General features: G+C 71.4%; 15 protein-coding genes. 6 read left to right on the top strand and 9 right to left on the bottom strand.

The genetic code is table 11. The features are described from left to right. The first annotated feature begins 140 nt into the window (after positions 1-140). Complete coding sequence (locus tag E4T13_RS07120; protein ID WP_170984846.1) at positions 141-1,592, top strand: LCCL domain-containing protein; 1,452 nt, start codon at positions 141-143, stop codon at positions 1,590-1,592. 145 nt (positions 1,593-1,737) lie between these two features. Here E4T13_RS07120 and purQ read toward each other — a convergent pair whose 3' ends face one another. From purQ to purC, 4 genes are all read right to left on the bottom strand, one after another. After that, on the bottom strand, positions 1,738-2,436 hold the full coding sequence (gene purQ / locus E4T13_RS07115) for a phosphoribosylformylglycinamidine synthase subunit PurQ (protein WP_137177494.1): 699 nt from the start codon (positions 2,434-2,436) through the stop codon (positions 1,738-1,740). A gap of 160 nt (positions 2,437-2,596) precedes the next feature. After that, entirely contained in the window at positions 2,597-2,824 is a 228-nt protein-coding gene (locus E4T13_RS07110; protein WP_137177493.1) for a hypothetical protein, read from the bottom strand. 6 nt (positions 2,825-2,830) lie between these two features. After that, the gene (gene purS / locus E4T13_RS07105) at positions 2,831-3,070 is read right to left on the bottom strand and encodes a phosphoribosylformylglycinamidine synthase subunit PurS (RefSeq protein ID WP_137177492.1); all 240 of its coding nucleotides are present in this window, start codon (positions 3,068-3,070) and stop codon (positions 2,831-2,833) included. A gap of 64 nt (positions 3,071-3,134) precedes the next feature. Then, positions 3,135-3,899: a phosphoribosylaminoimidazolesuccinocarboxamide synthase gene (purC, locus tag E4T13_RS07100; RefSeq protein WP_137177491.1), complete on the bottom strand. Its 765-nt coding sequence runs from the start codon at positions 3,897-3,899 to the stop codon at positions 3,135-3,137. A gap of 344 nt (positions 3,900-4,243) precedes the next feature. Here purC and E4T13_RS07095 point away from each other — a divergent pair, with 344 nt between their 5' ends. Next, on the top strand, positions 4,244-7,564 hold the full coding sequence (locus tag E4T13_RS07095; protein WP_137177490.1) for a VCBS domain-containing protein: 3,321 nt from the start codon (positions 4,244-4,246) through the stop codon (positions 7,562-7,564). Positions 7,565-7,602: 38 nt separating this feature from the next. On the opposite strand, the gene E4T13_RS07090 is transcribed toward E4T13_RS07095, so the two are convergent. After that, positions 7,603-8,346 (bottom strand): NRDE family protein, encoded by a 744-nt coding sequence (locus tag E4T13_RS07090; protein WP_170984845.1) that lies wholly within the window; start codon positions 8,344-8,346, stop codon positions 7,603-7,605. Positions 8,347-8,376: 30 nt separating this feature from the next. Continuing rightward, positions 8,377-9,102, bottom strand: coding sequence for a FadR/GntR family transcriptional regulator (locus tag E4T13_RS07085; RefSeq protein ID WP_137177488.1), 726 nt, complete (start codon positions 9,100-9,102; stop codon positions 8,377-8,379). 119 nt (positions 9,103-9,221) lie between these two features. Between E4T13_RS07085 and E4T13_RS07080 the strand changes: the two genes are divergently transcribed. Beyond that, complete coding sequence (locus E4T13_RS07080; protein ID WP_170984844.1) at positions 9,222-10,196, top strand: tripartite tricarboxylate transporter substrate binding protein; 975 nt, start codon at positions 9,222-9,224, stop codon at positions 10,194-10,196. Further along, positions 10,193-11,362, top strand: a complete 1,170-nt coding sequence (locus E4T13_RS07075; RefSeq protein WP_137177486.1) for an enolase C-terminal domain-like protein — start codon at positions 10,193-10,195, stop codon at positions 11,360-11,362. Before E4T13_RS07080 ends, E4T13_RS07075 begins: the two co-directional genes overlap by 4 nt. A gap of 7 nt (positions 11,363-11,369) precedes the next feature. Here E4T13_RS07075 and E4T13_RS07070 read toward each other — a convergent pair whose 3' ends face one another. Beyond that, positions 11,370-11,708, bottom strand: a complete 339-nt coding sequence (locus tag E4T13_RS07070; protein WP_137177485.1) for a hypothetical protein — start codon at positions 11,706-11,708, stop codon at positions 11,370-11,372. Positions 11,709-11,797: 89 nt separating this feature from the next. Further along, positions 11,798-13,135, bottom strand: coding sequence for an adenylosuccinate lyase (purB, locus tag E4T13_RS07065; RefSeq protein WP_137177484.1), 1,338 nt, complete (start codon positions 13,133-13,135; stop codon positions 11,798-11,800). Positions 13,136-13,268: 133 nt separating this feature from the next. On the opposite strand from purB, the gene E4T13_RS07060 reads away from it, so the two are divergent. Beyond that, positions 13,269-14,087 (top strand): TerC family protein, encoded by an 819-nt coding sequence (locus E4T13_RS07060; RefSeq protein ID WP_137177483.1) that lies wholly within the window; start codon positions 13,269-13,271, stop codon positions 14,085-14,087. A gap of 3 nt (positions 14,088-14,090) precedes the next feature. Then, on the top strand, positions 14,091-14,672 hold the full coding sequence (locus E4T13_RS07055) for a hypothetical protein (RefSeq protein WP_137177482.1): 582 nt from the start codon (positions 14,091-14,093) through the stop codon (positions 14,670-14,672). Positions 14,673-14,861: 189 nt separating this feature from the next. Here E4T13_RS07055 and parE read toward each other — a convergent pair whose 3' ends face one another. Continuing rightward, positions 14,862-16,850 carry a DNA topoisomerase IV subunit B gene (gene parE / locus E4T13_RS07050; protein WP_137177481.1) on the bottom strand — a complete coding sequence of 663 codons (1,989 nt, stop codon included), beginning with the start codon at positions 16,848-16,850 and terminating at the stop codon, positions 14,862-14,864. Positions 16,851-16,876 lie beyond the last annotated feature (26 nt).

The following is a 16,876-nucleotide window of genomic DNA, read 5'->3' as shown; positions in this document are numbered from 1 at the left end:
GCGGGACGGCGACGGGGAGAATGATGCGGATTCGCGCGGATGTGCAGTGGAAAAGGCGCGCGGGGCGGCGCGAAGGGTGGCAATCTGTGCGTGCCGAAGGCCGCGCCCGATGCGCGGCCGGCGCGAACGGAACCCTGTCCATGCGGCATCTGCTGGGCGTTCTTCTGCTGCTGCCGGCCGTCGCGCTGGCGCAGGATGGCAAGGGCAAGGGCGGGGCCGCTGCGCCGCCGCCCACGTCGCCGGCCGTGACCGCGCCGGCCACGCCGCCGGCCGCCCCCGCGCCGGTCACCGCTGCGCCGCAGCCCTGCCCCAACAATGCGCTCGACCTCGTCGGCAAGGGCCAGTCCATCACCTGCACCTGCCCGGAGACCAGCACCGCGCGCTCCGCGATCTGGGGCAGCGGACCCTACACGGCGGATAGCGGCATCTGCACCGCCGCGCTGCATGCCGGCGCCGTGACGCGGCGCGGGGGGACGGTGACGCTGCGCATCCTGCCGGGCGAGCCGCGCTACGTCGGCAGCACGCGCAACGGCATCCAGAGCATGAGCTTCGGCGACTACCGCGCCAGCTTCGCCTTCGACGGCGTGCCCGTCGCCACCGGCCCGCAGCCATGCCCCGACGACATGACCGCCTATGCCGGCACGACCGAACAGCTTGCCTGCACCTGCCCGGAGGTCTCGCAGCCCCGCGGCAGCGTCTGGGGGACGGACATCTACACCGCGGACAGCGCGGTCTGCGCGGCGGCGCTGCATGCCGGCGCGGTGACGCGACGCGGCGGGCTGGTGACGCTGCGCATGGCGCCGGGCCGGCCGCGCTATCCCGGCACCACGCGCAACGGCGTGCAGAGCATCGACTACCCCGATTACGGCGCGAGCTATGCCTTCGTCGGCGTCACCGCCGGGCCGCAGATCTGCCCGGACACGATGAGCGCCTACGCCAACACCGACGAGACGCTGCAATGCGTCTGCACCGGGGAGGCGGTGCTGCGCGGTTCGGCCGTGTGGGGCAGCGGTCCCTATACCGGCGACAGCGCCGTCTGCCGCGCCGCGCGCCATGCCGGTGTGGTGCCGGTGACCGGGGGCGCGGTGACGGTGCGGATGCTGCCGGGCGAGCCGCGCTATGCCGGCAGCAGCCGCAACGGCGTGCAGAGCATGGCCTTCGGCGACTACCGCTCGAGCTTCCGCTTCGAAGGCGCGCAGCGCGTGGCGGCGGCGGCGCCGGTGCAGGCGCCGGTGGCGGATTCGCTGCGGCGCACGGGGCGCGTATCGCTCTACGTCACCTTCCGTACGGGCTCGGCGGAGCTGGAGGCCTCGGTCGCGCCGATCCTGGCGCAGGTGCAGGAAGCGCTGGAGGCCGATCCGGCGCTGCGGCTGCGGCTGGTCGGCCATACCGACAACCAGGGCGGGCCGGCGATCAACATGCCGCTGAGCCAGCGCCGGGCGCAGGCGGTGCGGGCCTGGCTGGTGCGGAACGGCATCTCGGCCGACCGCATCGTCACCGATGGCCGCGGGCAGAACGAGCCGATCGCCGACAACAACACCGAGGCCGGCCGCGCGCTGAACCGCCGGGTGGAAGCGGTGCGGGTGGAATGAAACCTGGCGCACGACGTTCTGACCTGCGCCCGCAGAAGGCGGGCGACGCTGCGAACGCGGCCCGCCGCTTATGCGGCGAAACCAAGCGGAGCGCCGGCGTTTGAGGCACGAAGGTGAAACCTTCGTCCGCCGGGTATGAGGCGCGCTACGCCGCCTGCAGCGTTGCCGCGAGCGCGGTGAACATCGGCAGCCCGTCCTCGCCGCCCATCAGCGGATCCACCAGGTCTTCGGGGTGCGGCATCAGGCCGCAGACGCGGAGATTGGGCGAGAGGATGCCGGCGATGTTGTCGCGCGCGCCGTTGCGGTTTGCGGCCTGCGTCACCGTGCCCTCCGCCGTGCAGTAGCGGAAGGCGACCAGGTTCTCGTCGTCAAGGCGCGCCAGCGTCGCATCGTCGCAGAAGAAATTGCCGTCGCCATGCGCCATGGGCGCGCGGAACACTGCGCCCTGCTGCCAATGCGCCGTGAAGGGCGTGCCCGCGCGCTCCACCCGCATGTGGCAGTCCATGGAGAGAAACCGCAGCGAGGCATTGCGCAGCAGCGCGCCGGGCAGCAGGCCGGCCTCGCACAGGATCTGGAAGCCGTTGCAGACGCCGAGCACATGGCCGCCCTTCGCGGCGAAGGCCGCGACCTCGCGCATGATCGGCGACTGCGCGGCCATCGCGCCGCAGCGGAGGTAGTCGCCATAGGAGAAGCCGCCGGGCAGCACGACCAGGTCGGTGCCCTGCGGCAGCGCCGTCTCGCGGTGGAACAGCATCACGGGCTTGCGGCCCGCAGCGCGTTCCAGCGCGATCGCCATGTCGCGCTCGCGGTTGGTGCCGGGGAAAACGACGACCACCGCCTTCATGTGTGCGCTCCGCGCGGCATTCGCTTCGGACCTCCGGTGCTCGCTCGTTTCACGCGCTCCGCCCTCCGGTCATCGGATGCTTGCGCTCCGCGCGGCATCCGATTCAGACCTCCGGTGCTCGCTCGTTTCACGCGCTCCGCCCTCCGGTCATCGGATGCCCCTACTCCATCCACACGCGCAGCCAGTGCAGTCCGCCGAGCGTCACCAGCGTGGCGACCACCGCCAGCGCGGCCGCGGTCACCCAGCGGTCCAGGCCCTTCTTGCCGCGCCCGATCAGGCCGAGCCGCTTCTGCTGCGCCACCTGCGGCATGCGCTGCTCGCGCCAGCGCAGGCCCATGGCGATCAGCACGGTCAGGACGATGACGATGAGGACCGAGGCCTTGACCATCGGCGGTCAGAGCACCTCGACCCGGAAGCTTTCGATCACCGTGTTGGCCAGCAGCCGCCGCGCCATCTCCTCGGCCACGGCCTTGGCCTTGGCGGCGTCGGTCTCGGCCAGGTCGAGCTCGATCACCTTGCCCGCGCGCACCTCGCCGACGCCTTCGAAGCCGAGGCCTTCCAGGGCATGGCCGATCGCCTTGCCCTGCGGGTCCAGCACGCCCGCCTTGGGCATGACATACACGCGCGCCTTCATGGTCCGGACATCCGATTCACGTCTCCGGTGCTCGCGTTCCGCTGCGCCCTGCGACGACCGGATGTCACTGCACCGTCTCCGGCCCCTTGAGGTCGCGCACGCCGGCTTCGGGCAGGATGCCGAGGCGACGCGCCACTTCCTGGTAGCCTTCCTCGACCTTGCCGAGGTCGCGGCGGAAGCGGTCCTTGTCCATCTTCTCGCCGGTCTTGGCGTCCCACAGGCGGCAATTGTCGGGGCTGATCTCGTCGGCGAGGACGATGCGCATGTCCTCGTTCTCCCACAGGCGGCCGAATTCCAGCTTGAAGTCCACCAGCGTGATGCCGACGCCGAGGAAGAGGCCGGAGAGGAAGTCGTTCACGCGCAGCGTCAGCGCGACGATGTCGTCGATGTCCTGCGTGCTGGCCCAGCCGAAGCAGGTGATGTGCTCCTCCGACACCATCGGGTCGTTGAGCTGGTCGTTCTTGTAGTAGAACTCGATGATCGATCGCGGCAGCCGCGTGCCTTCCTGGATGCCGAGGCGGGTGGAGAGGCTGCCGGCCGCGACGTTGCGCACCACGACCTCGAGCGGGATGATCTCCACCTCGCGGATCAGCTGCTCGCGCATGTTGAGGCGGCGGATGAAATGGGTGGGCACGCCCATCTCGTTCAGCCGCGTCATCAGGTATTCGCTGATGCGGTTGTTCAGCACGCCCTTGCCGGTGATGGTGCCCTTCTTGGCGCCGTTGCCGGAGGTCGCGTCGTCCTTGAAATACTGCACGAGGGTGCCGGGCTCGGGTCCCTCGAAGAGGACCTTCGCCTTGCCCTCATAGACCTGACGGCGGCGCGCCATGGCGGGGGGAACTCCTGTCTCTGCCGCGCGCCCGGGCCCCGGAGCCGTCCGGGCGGGCGCACGAGGCCGCGGGGCGTGGGCGCCCCGGCAGGCCGGGCTGGCGTATAGCAGGCCCCGCCGGGCGCCGCCACGCCGGCCGCGGGCAGGGGGCATGCAGGCCGCGCGGCGGCCGGCGGAGGCATGTCATTCCCAGGTTGAATACGAAACCGGGGGCCGCGCCGCGCCAATGGCCGAGTCTTGCAACGAACGCCTCCGTTTGCAGCTAATCTTGCCTGCCGGCGACGGACGGGCGGGCCCGCCTCGTGCCGGGCTCACCCAACGGATGCGGGGGAAGGAGAAGCGCCATGGGGACGCAGGTCTTGGTCGATATCCCCGCGGTGTCGCTGGCCGAGCTCGCGGCGTTGCAGGAGGCGATGGACAAGCTCCGGCCTCAGCCGGATCCCGAGTTGGAGAAGCGGCTGCTTGAGCTCTCCACGGAAGAGGAGAAGGCCTCCGACACCAGCATCAATGTCGGCGTGGTGGTGAGCGCGGCCATCTCGCCCATGATCGCGCTCTTCTGGCCCATCGAAGACATCGACAAGCTGCGCGCGGCCATCCAGGGCAACAACGGCCTTCAGGGACGCATCGGCAACAATACGGTCTGGTTCGAGGCCTTCGGGCCGGGCCTGACCGCCGCCGGCAGCCCGGGCAACCTGACGGTCACTGGCGGGCAGGTCACCGCGCTTGTCCTCCGCGACGAATTCGGGCGCCTGCTCTCGGCCAGCTACGACCTGACGCCCGTGGACGCGGTGGCCTTCTTCGCCGCGATGGCGAGCAACGAGGCCGGCCTGCGCTACGCCATGTTCGCCAGGCTGGCCACCGGCGACACGCTGATCGAGGGCGATGGCCCCTTCGACGCCGCGGTGGCGGGCTCCGGCAACGACACCGTGACCTTCGGCGACGGTCCGAACATGCTGGTCAAGTTCGACCCGGGCGACCTCGTCTACGATGGCGGGGAAGGGCGCGACGGGCTCTCCTTCGCGCCCGAATTCGGCTTCGCCGGCGCCAGCCCGCGGGTGCAGCCGCTGTTCGTGGACCTTGCCGCGGGCACCGGCGCCAACCCCTATGGCGGTACCCTGACGCTCACCAGCGTCGAGAACGTGTTCGGCCTGGAGCCGGGCGACACGGTGCTCGGCACGGACGGGTCGAACATCATCGGCGATGCGCGCAGCGAGACGGCGGGCGTGGTGATCGACGCGCGCGGCGGCGACGACATCGTTGGCTTCTACTCGCTCGCCGATGTCATCCCGTCCCTCGCCGGCGCGACCATCGACGGCGGCGCCGGCCTGGACGCGCTGCTGTTCCAGTATGACCGGGACGGCAACGTGCTCGACCTGCTGGACCAGGCGAACAACGCCGGCATGTTCCGCGACAGCCGCTTCCTGAACTTCGAGGTCTTCGCCGTTGGCAGCGACTTCGGCAACAGCTTCGGCGGCCTGGTGTTCCGGGGCGACGACGCGCCGCAACAGCTTCAGGTCGGTGCAGGCGCGCTCGACATCGACATGGGCGGCGGCGACGACACGCTCTGGATGCGAGCCAACGCCATCACCGATCCGGTCACGGCGGAAGGCGGGGCGGGCAGCGACCTGCTGGTCATCACGCCGCGCGCAATCACCGTGCTGGACCTGACGGACCAGGCGAACAACGCCGGCGCACTGGCGGGCGCCGTCTTCACCGGCTTCGAGCGTTTCGAGTTGCGGCGTCTCCAGGAGAACTTCGTCGCTGGCGGCCTTCCCTTCGAGTTCCGCGGAGACGCGCAGGCCAGCGAGGTGACCGGCGGTCGCGATGCCGACACCCTGTCCGGCGGCGGCGGCGCCGACACGCTCATGGGACGGGGCGGCGCCGACCTCTATGTCTGGGCGCCGGGCGACGGCGACGACCTGATCATCGAGGACGGGCCGGCGCGCTCCAGCTTCTTCGCCGTATCGGCGGAGACCGACACGCTGCAGCTCGCCGGCGTGACGCCGGCGGGCGTGGCGCTCTCGCGCGTCGGCGACGATCTGCGCCTTGCGGTCGGTGCCGAGACCGTCACGCTGCGGGACCATTTCCTGGGGGGCGCGAAGGGGATCGAGGTCCTCGACATCGGCGGCACGCTGCTCGACCGCCAGGATATCCTCGACGCGGTCTCGCCCACGCCCAACGCCGCGCCGACCGTCGCGGGCACGCGGCGCTATGCCGCCTTCGAGGACACCGGCGTGGAGGTCATCGACCTGCTCGCCGGCGCGGCCGATGCCGACGGGGACGCGCTCTCCGTCGCGCATGTGCGTGGGCTGGGCGAGGGGCTCACCGTCAGCGGCACGACTCTGACGCTGGACCGCAGCGCCGCGATCTTCCAGGGCATTCCCGCGCGCGGTGGCCGCATCTTCGACATCACCTACGACATCCTGGACGGGCGCGGCGGATCGGTCGGGCAGGCCTTGCAGGTCGTCGTCACCGGCGCCAACGACGCAGCGACGATCACCAGCGACCGGATTGCCGTGGTGCGGGAGGGCGTGCAGCCGGCGGCCGGCGGCTTCCTGCAGATCGCCGATCCCGACACCGACGGCGGCGACCCGCCGCCCGAGGCGCGCTTCGTGCTACAGACGGGCGTCGCCACGACCTATGGCACCTTCAGCCTGGTCAGCGCGAAGTCCGGCTTCTGGACCTATCTGCTGGATGAGACCAACCCCGCCGTGCAGGCGCTGGCGCCGGGCGAGGCGCTGTACGACGTGATTTCCGTGGCGACGCTCGATGGGAGCCTGGGCTCCCTGACCATCCTCATCGAGGATTCGACCGGCGGCTCCATCGGCAACGAGGCGGACAACCTGCTGACCGGCACGGCGGCGGCCGACACGCTGGTCGGACTTGGCGGCGCCGACACGCTGATCGGACTCGGCGGCAGCGACACGCTGTCCGGCGACGAGGGCGACGATCTGCTCGGCGGCGGTGGCGGCACGGACAGCCTCTCCGGCGGGGAGGGGAACGACCTGCTGAATGGCGGCGCCGGCGCGGACACGGCGCAGGGCGGCGCAGGCAACGACCGCTACCGCGTGGATCACGCCGGCGATCGCGTGATCGAGGCGGCGGGCGAGGGGCGCGACGTCGTCGTGGCCTTCGTCGACCTCATCATGCCCGGGCATGTCGAGATCCTCCGCCAGGGCGGCACGATGCCGCTGTCCGGCACCGGTGATGCGCGCGGCAACGCGCTGCACGGCAATGCCGCGGCGAACCTGCTCAGAGGCCTCGATGGCGCGGACATGCTCGCCGGCGGCGGCGGCGAGGACACGCTGCTGGGCGGTGCAGGCGCCGACCTGCTGCTGGGCGGGGCGGGGGCCGACTGGTTCCGCTACGACCTGCCCGGCGATGGCGCGGACCGCATCGCGGATTTCACGCCCGGCGAGGACCGTATCGCCGTCTCGGCCGCGGGTTTCGGTTTTGCCTCGCCTGGCGATCTGGAGGCGGCGCAGTTCGTCGCGCGGGTCGGGAACGGGAGCACCGCGGCGAGCGGCACGGCGCAATTCATCTACAACACGGCGACCGGGATGATGTTCTTCGATGCCGACGGCCAGGGCGGCGATGCGCCGGTGCGCATCGCGGCACTACTCGGGCTGCCGGCGCTCTCGCTCGGCGACATCATGCTGGTCTGACGGGGCCGCGGGCGCGCCACGGTGGCCGGAGCGCCGGGTCATGGCGTGCGCTCCGACGGCAAGGGGAGGAAGCCGCCCGGCGCCGGGCGGCCGCGGCAGAACCGCCATTGCACCGCGCCGGTCGCGTCCATCCCCACAAGGCTGGAGCAGACCGTGCCGAAGCCGTTCACCGGCGGGACGTTCAGCGCGGCGCCGATGCCTGCCGTGCCGACGCTGTCATCCGCCAGCAGCGCCTCCCACACCGCCCAATCGCCGCGCCCGGGATCGGGTGCCGGCGCGGCGCGGAAGCGTGGCAGGTGGCGGGCGGTGCGCGGGCTCGTCAGGTCGTTCGGATCATGCGCGGTCACCATGCTGATGCCCGCCTCCAAGGCCACCGCCTCCGGCCTTCCCTCGCCCAGGCCGCGCAGGAAGAAGGCGTCCCGCGCATCGGCCACCACCATGTTGAAGGGGCGCCACGCGGCGGCTTCCAGTGCGGCGATCGCGGCAGCCGCATCGGCGGCCGTGGTGCCTTCCAGCGCGATCAGCGGCAACTCCCCACGCGAGCGCTTCCCCGGCGCCGGTCCCAGGCTGCCAGGCCGGTTCAGCACCGCGGCCACCACGCCATTGCGCATCGCCATCCAGGTGCCGCCGCCTGTCCGGTCGCGCCCGCCGACCAGGCTCGGCTGCTCCGGCCAATGCGCGGCCGGCGGGTCCCAGGCGCGTTCGAGCCGCTCGTCGCGGTTCGCCGCCAGGATCAGGGGCCAGGCATCGCCGGGCCGGCGCAGCAGGATCACGGTGCACACGCGGCCGATCCTGCCAGGGGAAGGCGGCGGCTACAGCCCCTCGGGCTCTCCGAAGACGGCGGCCTCGACCGCATCGAGATGCGCCCGCATCAGCCGCCGCGCTTCCTCCGCGTCGCGGGCGCGCAGCGCGGCGACCAGCCTCTCCCGCATGCCGGTTCGGGCGGAGCATTGCTCGTCGGTCTCCGACCGGGCGCGGATGAGGCGCCACATCGCGTGCTGGCTGCTGTCGAGCAGGCGGGGCAGGAACGCCGCCAGCGGACCGACCCCGGCGGCCTCGGCGAGCTGGATGTGCCACTCCACCGCCTCCTCGGCGAAAGGCAGGCCCGCGGCGGCCGCGGCGGCGATGGCCCGCGCGGCCTGGTCGAGGGCAGCGATCTTCGCCGGGGTGGCGCGGCGGGCGGCCTCGGCGGCGATCTCCGGCTCGACGAGCTGGCGGGCACGCAACTGCTCGCGCGGGCCGGGGCCGGGGTCGCCGCGGCGCGCCCAGGGCAGGGGGGAGCCGCGGCGCGGCCGGCGCAGCACAAACAGGCCGCCGCCGGAGCGGGCGATGACGATGCCGGCGGTCTCCAGCGCCACGATCGCCTCCCGTACGGCGGGGCGGCTGACGCCGAGGCTGCGGGCGATCTCGCTCTCTGCGGGGAGCCGGCCGCCGACGGGGATGTCGCGGTCGCGGATGTGGTCGGCGATGCGGCCGGCGATCTCCTCGTAGAGGCGCAGCCGGCGGACCGGCGCCTGGGCCGGGAAGGTCTGTGACATGGGCAAGCTGTGGCACGCCGCAGCCCTGCTTGTGAAGCAGCTTGCCTGCCAAGCTGTCTGACAGCATGATCGCACGAGGCCGCCAGCCAAGGCGGCGCCGAGGGAAGGGACGTGTCTCCATGATCACGCGACGCCATCTGGCGGCCGGGCTCGCGCTCGGCGCCGCGCTGCCGGGCATGGCCCGCGCGCAGGGCTATCCGACGCGCCCGGTGCGCGTGGTCATCCCCTTCGCCCCCGGCGCGGCGACCGACATCCTCTCCCGCCTGATGGCCGAGCAGCTCGGCGCGGCGCTCGGCCAGCCCTTTGTCGCGGAGAACCGCACCGGCGCGAATGGCGGCATCGCCGCGGAGATGGTGGCGAAGGGGCCGAAGGATGGCGGGATGATCCTGACCGGCACCTTCTCCACACACGGCACCAACCCGCACATCTATCCGCGCACGCCCTATGACGCGGTGACGGATTTCGCGCCGATCACGCTGATCGCGACCGTGCCGCAGCTTCTGGTGGTGAATCCGGACACCGGCATCGATAGCGTCGCGGCGCTGCGCACGATGGCGGCGGCCTCGCCGGGCCGGATCATCGCGGCGACCGGCGGCATGGGATCCTCGCAGCATCTCTCGGCCGTGCTGTTCGAGCGCGCCGCCGGCGTGCGGTTCGAGATCGTGAACTACACCCGCGGCTTCGCGCAGGTGCTGCCGGACCTGCTGGCGAATCGCGTGAACCTGACCTTCGGCGACCCGCTGGCGCTGCTGCCGATGGTGCGGGAGGGCAAGCTGCGCGCGCTGGCCGTCACCTCGGAGCAGCGCAGCCACCTGCTGCCGGACGTGCCGACCATGGCGGAGCTCGGCCTGCCGGGCGCGACCTCGCTCACCTGGTACGGGCTGTTCGTTGCGGCGGGCACCGATCCCGCGATCGTCGCGAAGCTCGGCGAGGCCGCGGGTGCCGCGATCCGCCGGCCGGAGGTGGCGGCGCGCATCCGCGAGCTCGGCGCCAATCCCGTGGGCAACACGCCGGCGGAATTCGGCGCCTTCCAGCGCGCCGAATTCGCGCGCTGGGGCCAGGTGATCCGCGAGGCGGGAATCCGCGCGGAATGAGCCGCATCTCCCGCGTTGAATTGCACGAGTTCACTTATGTCGTGGAGGGCTTCGGGCGCGATCATCACGGCGCGCTCTGCCCGCATCCGACCGGGCAGCAGACCGTGCCGGCCTTCTGCATCGTCATCGAGACGGCGGACGGGCATCGCGGCGAATACGTGCCGGGGCACAGCGGGAAGAACCCAGCTATCGTGCCGCAGGTGGCGGCGCTGGCGCCGCGGCTGATCGGGCGCGATGCCTTCGCGCGGGAGGGCATCTGGCACGCGCTGCGCTGGTCGCAGCGCCATCTCGGCGCGATCGGTCTCTCCGCCATCGATGTCTGCCTGTGGGACCTGGCGGGGAAGGCGAGCGGCCAGTCCATCGCGCGGATGCTCGGCGGCTACCGCGAGAGGCTGCCGACCTATGCCAGCACCACTCATGCGGATCGCGTGGGCGTGCTGTCCTCGAAGGAGGCCTTCGCGGCCTTCGCGCAGCAGTGCCGCGACCTCGGCTATCCCGGCTTCAAGATCCATGGCTGGGGCGAGGGCGATCCGCGCGAGGAGGCGGCGAACCTGCTGCATGTTCGGCGCGCGATCGGCGATTCGATGGCGCTCATGATCGATCCCGCCTGCACGCTGGCGAGCTGGGCCGACGCGCTGCATCTGGGCCACGCCTGCGATGACGCGCGCTGCTTCTGGTACGAGGATCCCTTCGCCGACATGGGCACCGCGCCGACGGCGCATCGGCGCCTGCGGGAGAAGCTGCGTACGCCCCTGCTGCTGACGGAGCATGTGCGCACGCTGGAAGCGAAGGTTGCCTGGGTGCAGGAGGGTGCGACCGACTTCCTGCGCGCCGATCCGGAATACGATGGCGGCATCACCGGCACCATGAAGACCGCGCATCTCGCCGAGGCCTTCGGCATCGACGTGGAACTGCACGGCGCCGGGCCGGCGCAGCGCCACTGCATGGCAGCGATCCGCAACACGAACTTCTACGAGCTGTCGCTTCTCGCGCCGGGGCGGCGCAATCCCATCCCGCCGGTCTTCGCCTGCGACTACAGCGAGGAGATCGACGCGATTGGCGCCGATGGCTGCTTCCCGGTGCCCTCCGGCCCGGGCCTCGGCGTGACCTATGACTGGGACCGCATCCGCGCGGCCAGCGTCGCGGTGCGGCGCTGGCCGGCGTGACGCCGCGTCAGAAGCGGAAGTAGAGGCCGACGCCTGGCGGCGGGGGCGGCGGCGGATAGTAGTAGCGCGGCGGCGGCGGGTAGTACACCACCGGCGGCGGCGGCGCGTAGTAGCGCGGAGGCGGGTAGTAGACGCGCGGCGGCGGATAGTACGCCCGCGGCGGCGGCCCCCAGCTACGGCCATGGCCGTACCCGCGGCCGCGCCCGCGGTCCCGGCCATCCACGAGCTGCACCGAGGCATCCTGCCATCCATCCGCCTTGGCCGGTGCGGCGGAGGCGGGGTCCGCCGGGCCCAGCACCAGCGCGCCGGCGAGGGCAAGCGGCAGCAACGGGACCGGGTTCGACATGCGTTGCGCTCTCCTCGTCATGTGCAGGAGATACGCAGCGGCTGTGGCGGGAGCGCGGCATTCGCCGCGCGATTCCTGCCACATCCCGGTCACGCTTCGGCGAGGACGCGCGCGAAGGTGGCCTCGACCTGGCCGAAGTCGCGCGCGGGATCCATCGTCGCGCGCAGCGCCGGCGCATCGAGGCGCTGCGCGACCTCGGCGTCGGCCAGAAGGTTCGCGGCGAAGTCGCGTGCCTCGGCGGTGCCGAGCGCCGACCAGGTCGCCATCGCCGCGCGCTGCACGGCGGCATAGGCGGCCTCCCGGCTCATGCCCGCCTGGGTCAGCGCGAGCAGCACCTTCTGCGAATGCACGACGCCGCCGAGCGATTCGAGATTCGCCTGCATCCGCTGCGGATACACCGTGAGCTTCGCCATCATCGCCGCCGCGCGATGCAGCGCGAAATCGAGCGTGACGGTCGCATCCGGGCCGATCATGCGCTCGACGCTGGAATGGCTGATGTCGCGTTCGTGCCAGAGTGCCACGTTCTCCAGCGCCGGCACGACATAGCCGCGCACGATTCGCGCGAGGCCGGTGAGGTTCTCGCTCAGCACCGGGTTGCGCTTGTGCGGCATCGCGGAGGAGCCCTTCTGGCCCTTGTGGAAATACTCCTCCGCTTCGCGCACCTCGCTGCGTTGCAGATGACGCACTTCCGTCGCCAGCCGCTCGATTCCGGAGGCGACGACGCCGAGCGCGCAGAAATACGCCGCGTGCCGGTCGCGCGGGATCACCTGCGTGCTCACCGGCTCGACCGCGAGGCCGAGGCGCTTCGCGACATGCGCCTCCACGCGCGGATCCACGCTGGCGAAGGTGCCGACGGGGCCGCTGATGGCGCAGGTCGCGATCTCCCGGCGCGCGGTGACGAGCCTGTCGCGGTTGCGGCGGAACTCGGCCCAGTGGCCGAGCAGCTTCAGGCCGAAGGTCGTGGGCTCGGCGTGGATGCCGTGGCTGCGGCCGATGGTCGGCGTGTGCTTGTGCTCGATCGCGCGCGTCCGCAGCGCATCGAGCAGCGCATCCACGCCGGCGATCAGCAGGTCGGCTGCCTGGGTCATCTGAACCGCGAGGCAGGTGTCGAGCACGTCGCTGCTGGTCATGCCCTGGTGCATGAAGCGCGCGTCATCGCCGATGCCTTCGCCGAGCCAGGTGAGGAAGGCGATCACGTCGTGGCGAGTCTCGCGCTCGATCGCGTCGATGCGGTCGAGATCGGCCTGCCCGATCGCGGCAAGGCGCGGGGCGCCGCGCTGGCGGATCGCGCGGGCGGCTTCGGCAGGTATGGTGCCGAGCTCGGCCATCGCCTCGGCCGCCAGAGCCTCGATCTCGAACCAGATGCGGTAGCGATTTTCGGGCGACCAGATCGCCGCCATCTCGGGCCGGCTGTAGCGCGGGATCATTCTTGCGGTCCGTTGGTGGGGGGCGCCGGAGCGGGCGCGGGCGCGTCTTCGCGCGGCCGGGCGGCAGTTGACAAGCCCGCGCGTTGGCGACTCATGTCCGCCCTGTAAGGTCCGGGGATCAGGCTGCGAAAACATGGATTTTTCTTCATTTGGCCCTCAGCTCGAGGCGCTCGTCACGGTGTTGTTCATCGACATCGTGCTGGCTGGCGACAACGCGGTGGTCGTCGGCATGGCCGCGGCCGGCCTGCCGGCGGATCAGCGCCGCAAGGCGATCTTCTGGGGCATCGTCGCGGCGACGGTGATGCGCATCGGCTTCGCCTCGATCACGGTGCAGCTGCTCTCCGTCGTCGGCATCGTGCTCGCGGGCGGCATCCTGCTGCTCTGGGTCTGCTGGAAGATGTACCGAGAGCTGCGCGACGGCGGATCGCACAACCATCCGGACGAGACGGAACATGCCGATGGGGTCGCCGCGCTGGACGGCGCGTCGCCGCAGGCACCGCGCAAGACATTGCGCCAGGCCATCACGCAGATCCTGGTCGCCGACGTCTCGATGAGCCTCGACAACGTGCTCGCGGTGGCCGGCGCGGCGAAGGACCATCCCTACATCATGATCATCGGCCTCGCCTTCTCGGTGGTGCTGATGGGCGTTGCGGCGACCTTCATCGCCAAGCTGCTGGACAAGCATCGCTGGATCGCCTGGGTCGGCCTGCTGCTGATCCTCTACGTCGCGGCGCAGATGATCTGGGAAGGCACGCACCAGATCGCCGAGGAGGTGCCGCATGCCTATGGCTACCTGCTGCTGCCGCTGGGCTGGATGGCGATCCCGGCGGGGGTCTCGACCTTCCCGATCGGGCTCTGGGTCTTCGCCACGGTGTTCCAGGTGATGATCCTCGCGGCCATAACGACCGTGGTGGTGGACTTGACGCTGCAGCTTCTGCGGCGGAACCGTTGAGGCATGCGGCGAGCGAGTCTTCTGTTCCTGGGAGTCCTGGCGGGCTGTGCCGGCCAGGGCACCGCCTTCCAGGACACAGCGGGCGGTCGCCCGGGGCTGGAGGCCGCGGTCGCGCGGCTGCCGGCCTCGGTCGCCGGCTTCGAGCGTGGCGACACGGTCTGGCATGAGCGGGAGCGCCCGGGGCTGGGTGCCTCGGTCGAATATGCCGGGCCGTCGCGCGCGGCGGTGGCGACGGTCAGCCTCTATGACCGCGGGCAGGGTCCGGTCTCCTCGCAGCCCGGCGATGCGCGGGTGGCGCGTGAATTCTCTGCCGCGGTGTCCGACGCCATCGCCGTGGCGGGCACGCGCACCAGCCAGCAGATGGCCGAGAGCGGCCGTACCGCGCTCTCGGTGCCGGGCGGCGCGCCGCTGTCCTGCGCGCGGCTGGATGGCACCTATGGCAGGCAGCAGGTGGGCACGCTGGTCTGCGTCGGCGCCGCGGCCGGGCGGTTCCTGAAGGTGCAGATCACCGCGCCGGCGCGGCCGGTGGTGCCGGTGGACCCGGAGCCGTTCATCGTCGGGATCACGCAGGCGGCGCGGGGATGAGGTAGCGGCGTCGCAGTCCGCTGCGGCGCAGGAACGCACGGCGCGCCTGTTTCGTCGGACGGTCGCGCCCCCACCCCAGCCCTCCCCCGCACTGCGGGGGAGGGAGCAGAGGCGGGCGGACTCTCCCTCCCCCGCAGTGCGGGGGAGGGTCGGGGTGGGGGGCTTCGCCCGTTGCGCCGAGCGCCCCGCTCAGGCGTCCACGGCTTCCTCATCCAGCTTCGCCGCATTGTCCTGGATGAAGCGGAAGCGGAGCTCGGGCTTGCGGCCCATCAGCGCCTCGATCAGTTCGCTCGTCCGCGCGCGTTCCTCCGGCGGCAGCACCACCTTCAGCAGCGTGCGCCGCTTCGGGTCCATCGTCGTCTCCTTGAGCGACGCCGGCGGCATCTCGCCCAGGCCCTTGAAGCGGGAGACGTCCACCTTCTGGTTCGCCTTGAACTCGCGCCTGATCAGCCGGTCCTTGTCGGCGTCGTCCTTCGCGTAGACGGTCTTGCCGCTGGCCTGCAGGCGATAGAGCGGCGGTTGCGCCAGGAAGATGCGCTCCTGCCGCACGAGCTCCGGCAGTTCCTTGTAGAAGAAGGTCATCAGCAGCGCGGCGATATGCGCGCCGTCCACATCGGCGTCGGTCATGATCACGACGCGGCCGTAGCGCAGGCGGGCCAGGTCGAACTTCTCGCCCACGCCGCAGCCCAGCGCCTCGATCAGGTCCTTGAGCTCCTGGTTGGCGCGGAGCTTGTCGGCGCTGGCGCTGGCGACGTTCAGGATCTTGCCGCGCAGCGGCAGCACGGCCTGGGTCTCGCGGTCGCGCGCCTGCTTGGCGCTGCCGCCGGCGCTGTCGCCCTCCACCAGGAACAGCTCGGTGCCATCAGAGGATTCGCGCGAGCAATCGGCCAGCTTGCCGGGCAGGCGCAGCTTGCGCGTGGCGCTCTTGCGCGGCGTGTCCTTCTGCTCGCGCCGGCGGATCCGTTCTTCCGCCCGTTCCACGGCCCAGGCGAGCAGGTTGTCGGCGGTGGCCGGGTCGCCCGCCAGCCAATGGTCGAAATGATCGCGCAGCGCGGCTTCCACCAGGCGCGCGGCTTCCGGGCTGGTCAGCTTGTCCTTGGTCTGGCCCTGAAACTGCGGCTCGCGGATGAAGACGCTGAGCATGCCCGCCATGCCGCCGAACAGATCCTCGGCGGTGACGTTGGCCGCGCGGCGGTCCTTCTTGAGTTCGCCATAGGCGCGCAGGCCCTTCACCAGCGCCGCGCGCAGCCCGGCCTCATGCGTGCCGCCCTGCGGCGTCGGGATGGTGTTGGCATAGGTGTTGAGGAAGCCCTCGCCCTGCTCCAGCCAGGTCAGCGCCAGCTCGCAGCGGCCCGCATGGTCGGGGAAGGGCAGGGTGCCCTCGAAGGGGACGGGGACGACCGTGCTGCGCCCCTCGATCGCCGCGGCGAGGAAGTCCACCAGGCCGCGCTCGAAATGCAGCACGGCCTCGGCTGGCGTCTCCGTGCCCTGCACCAGGGCGGGATCGCATTTCCAGCGGATCTCGACGCCACGGAACAGATAGGCCTTGGAGCGGCAGAGCCGGTACAGCCGCGCCGGGCTGAACAGCTGCTTCCCGAAGATCTCCGGGTCCGGCTTGAAGCGGATGGTGGTGCCGCGGCGGTTGTGGATGGCGCCGAGGTTCTTCAGCTTCTGCACCGGCTTGCCGCGTTCGAAGGCGTGGCCGAACAGGGTGCGGTCGCGCGCGACCTCCACCTCCAGCCGCTCGGCGAGCGCGTTGACCACGCTGCTGCCGACGCCGTGCAGGCCGCCCGAGGTCTCGTACGACTTGCCCGAGAATTTCCCGCCCGAATGCAGGGTGGTGAGGATCACCTCAAGCGCCGAGAGCTTGGGGAATTTCGGATGCGGGTCCACCGGGATGCCGCGGCCATTGTCGCGCACGGTCAGCCAGTTGCCCGATTCGAGGACGACCTCGATGAAGTCGGCATGGCCGGCCACCGCCTCGTCCATGGCGTTGTCGAGGACCTCGGCCGCGAGGTGGTGCAGCGCGTTCTCGTCGGTGCCGCCGATATACATGCCGGGCCGGCGCCGGACAGGCTCCAGCCCCTCCAGGACCTCGATGTCCTTGGCCGAATACTCACCCGTGCTGAGTGCCGCGGCGCCGCCCTTCAGCTTGCCGCGGCCGAACAGATCGTTCATGCTGTGTTCTCGCCCTCGGGGTGAAG

Source organism: Roseomonas sp. AR75 (genome assembly GCF_005222815.1).
Classification (GTDB): domain Bacteria; phylum Pseudomonadota; class Alphaproteobacteria; order Acetobacterales; family Acetobacteraceae; genus Falsiroseomonas.
The sequence above is the reverse complement of the archived record's forward strand: the minus strand, read 5'-3'. Positions and strand labels throughout refer to the sequence as shown.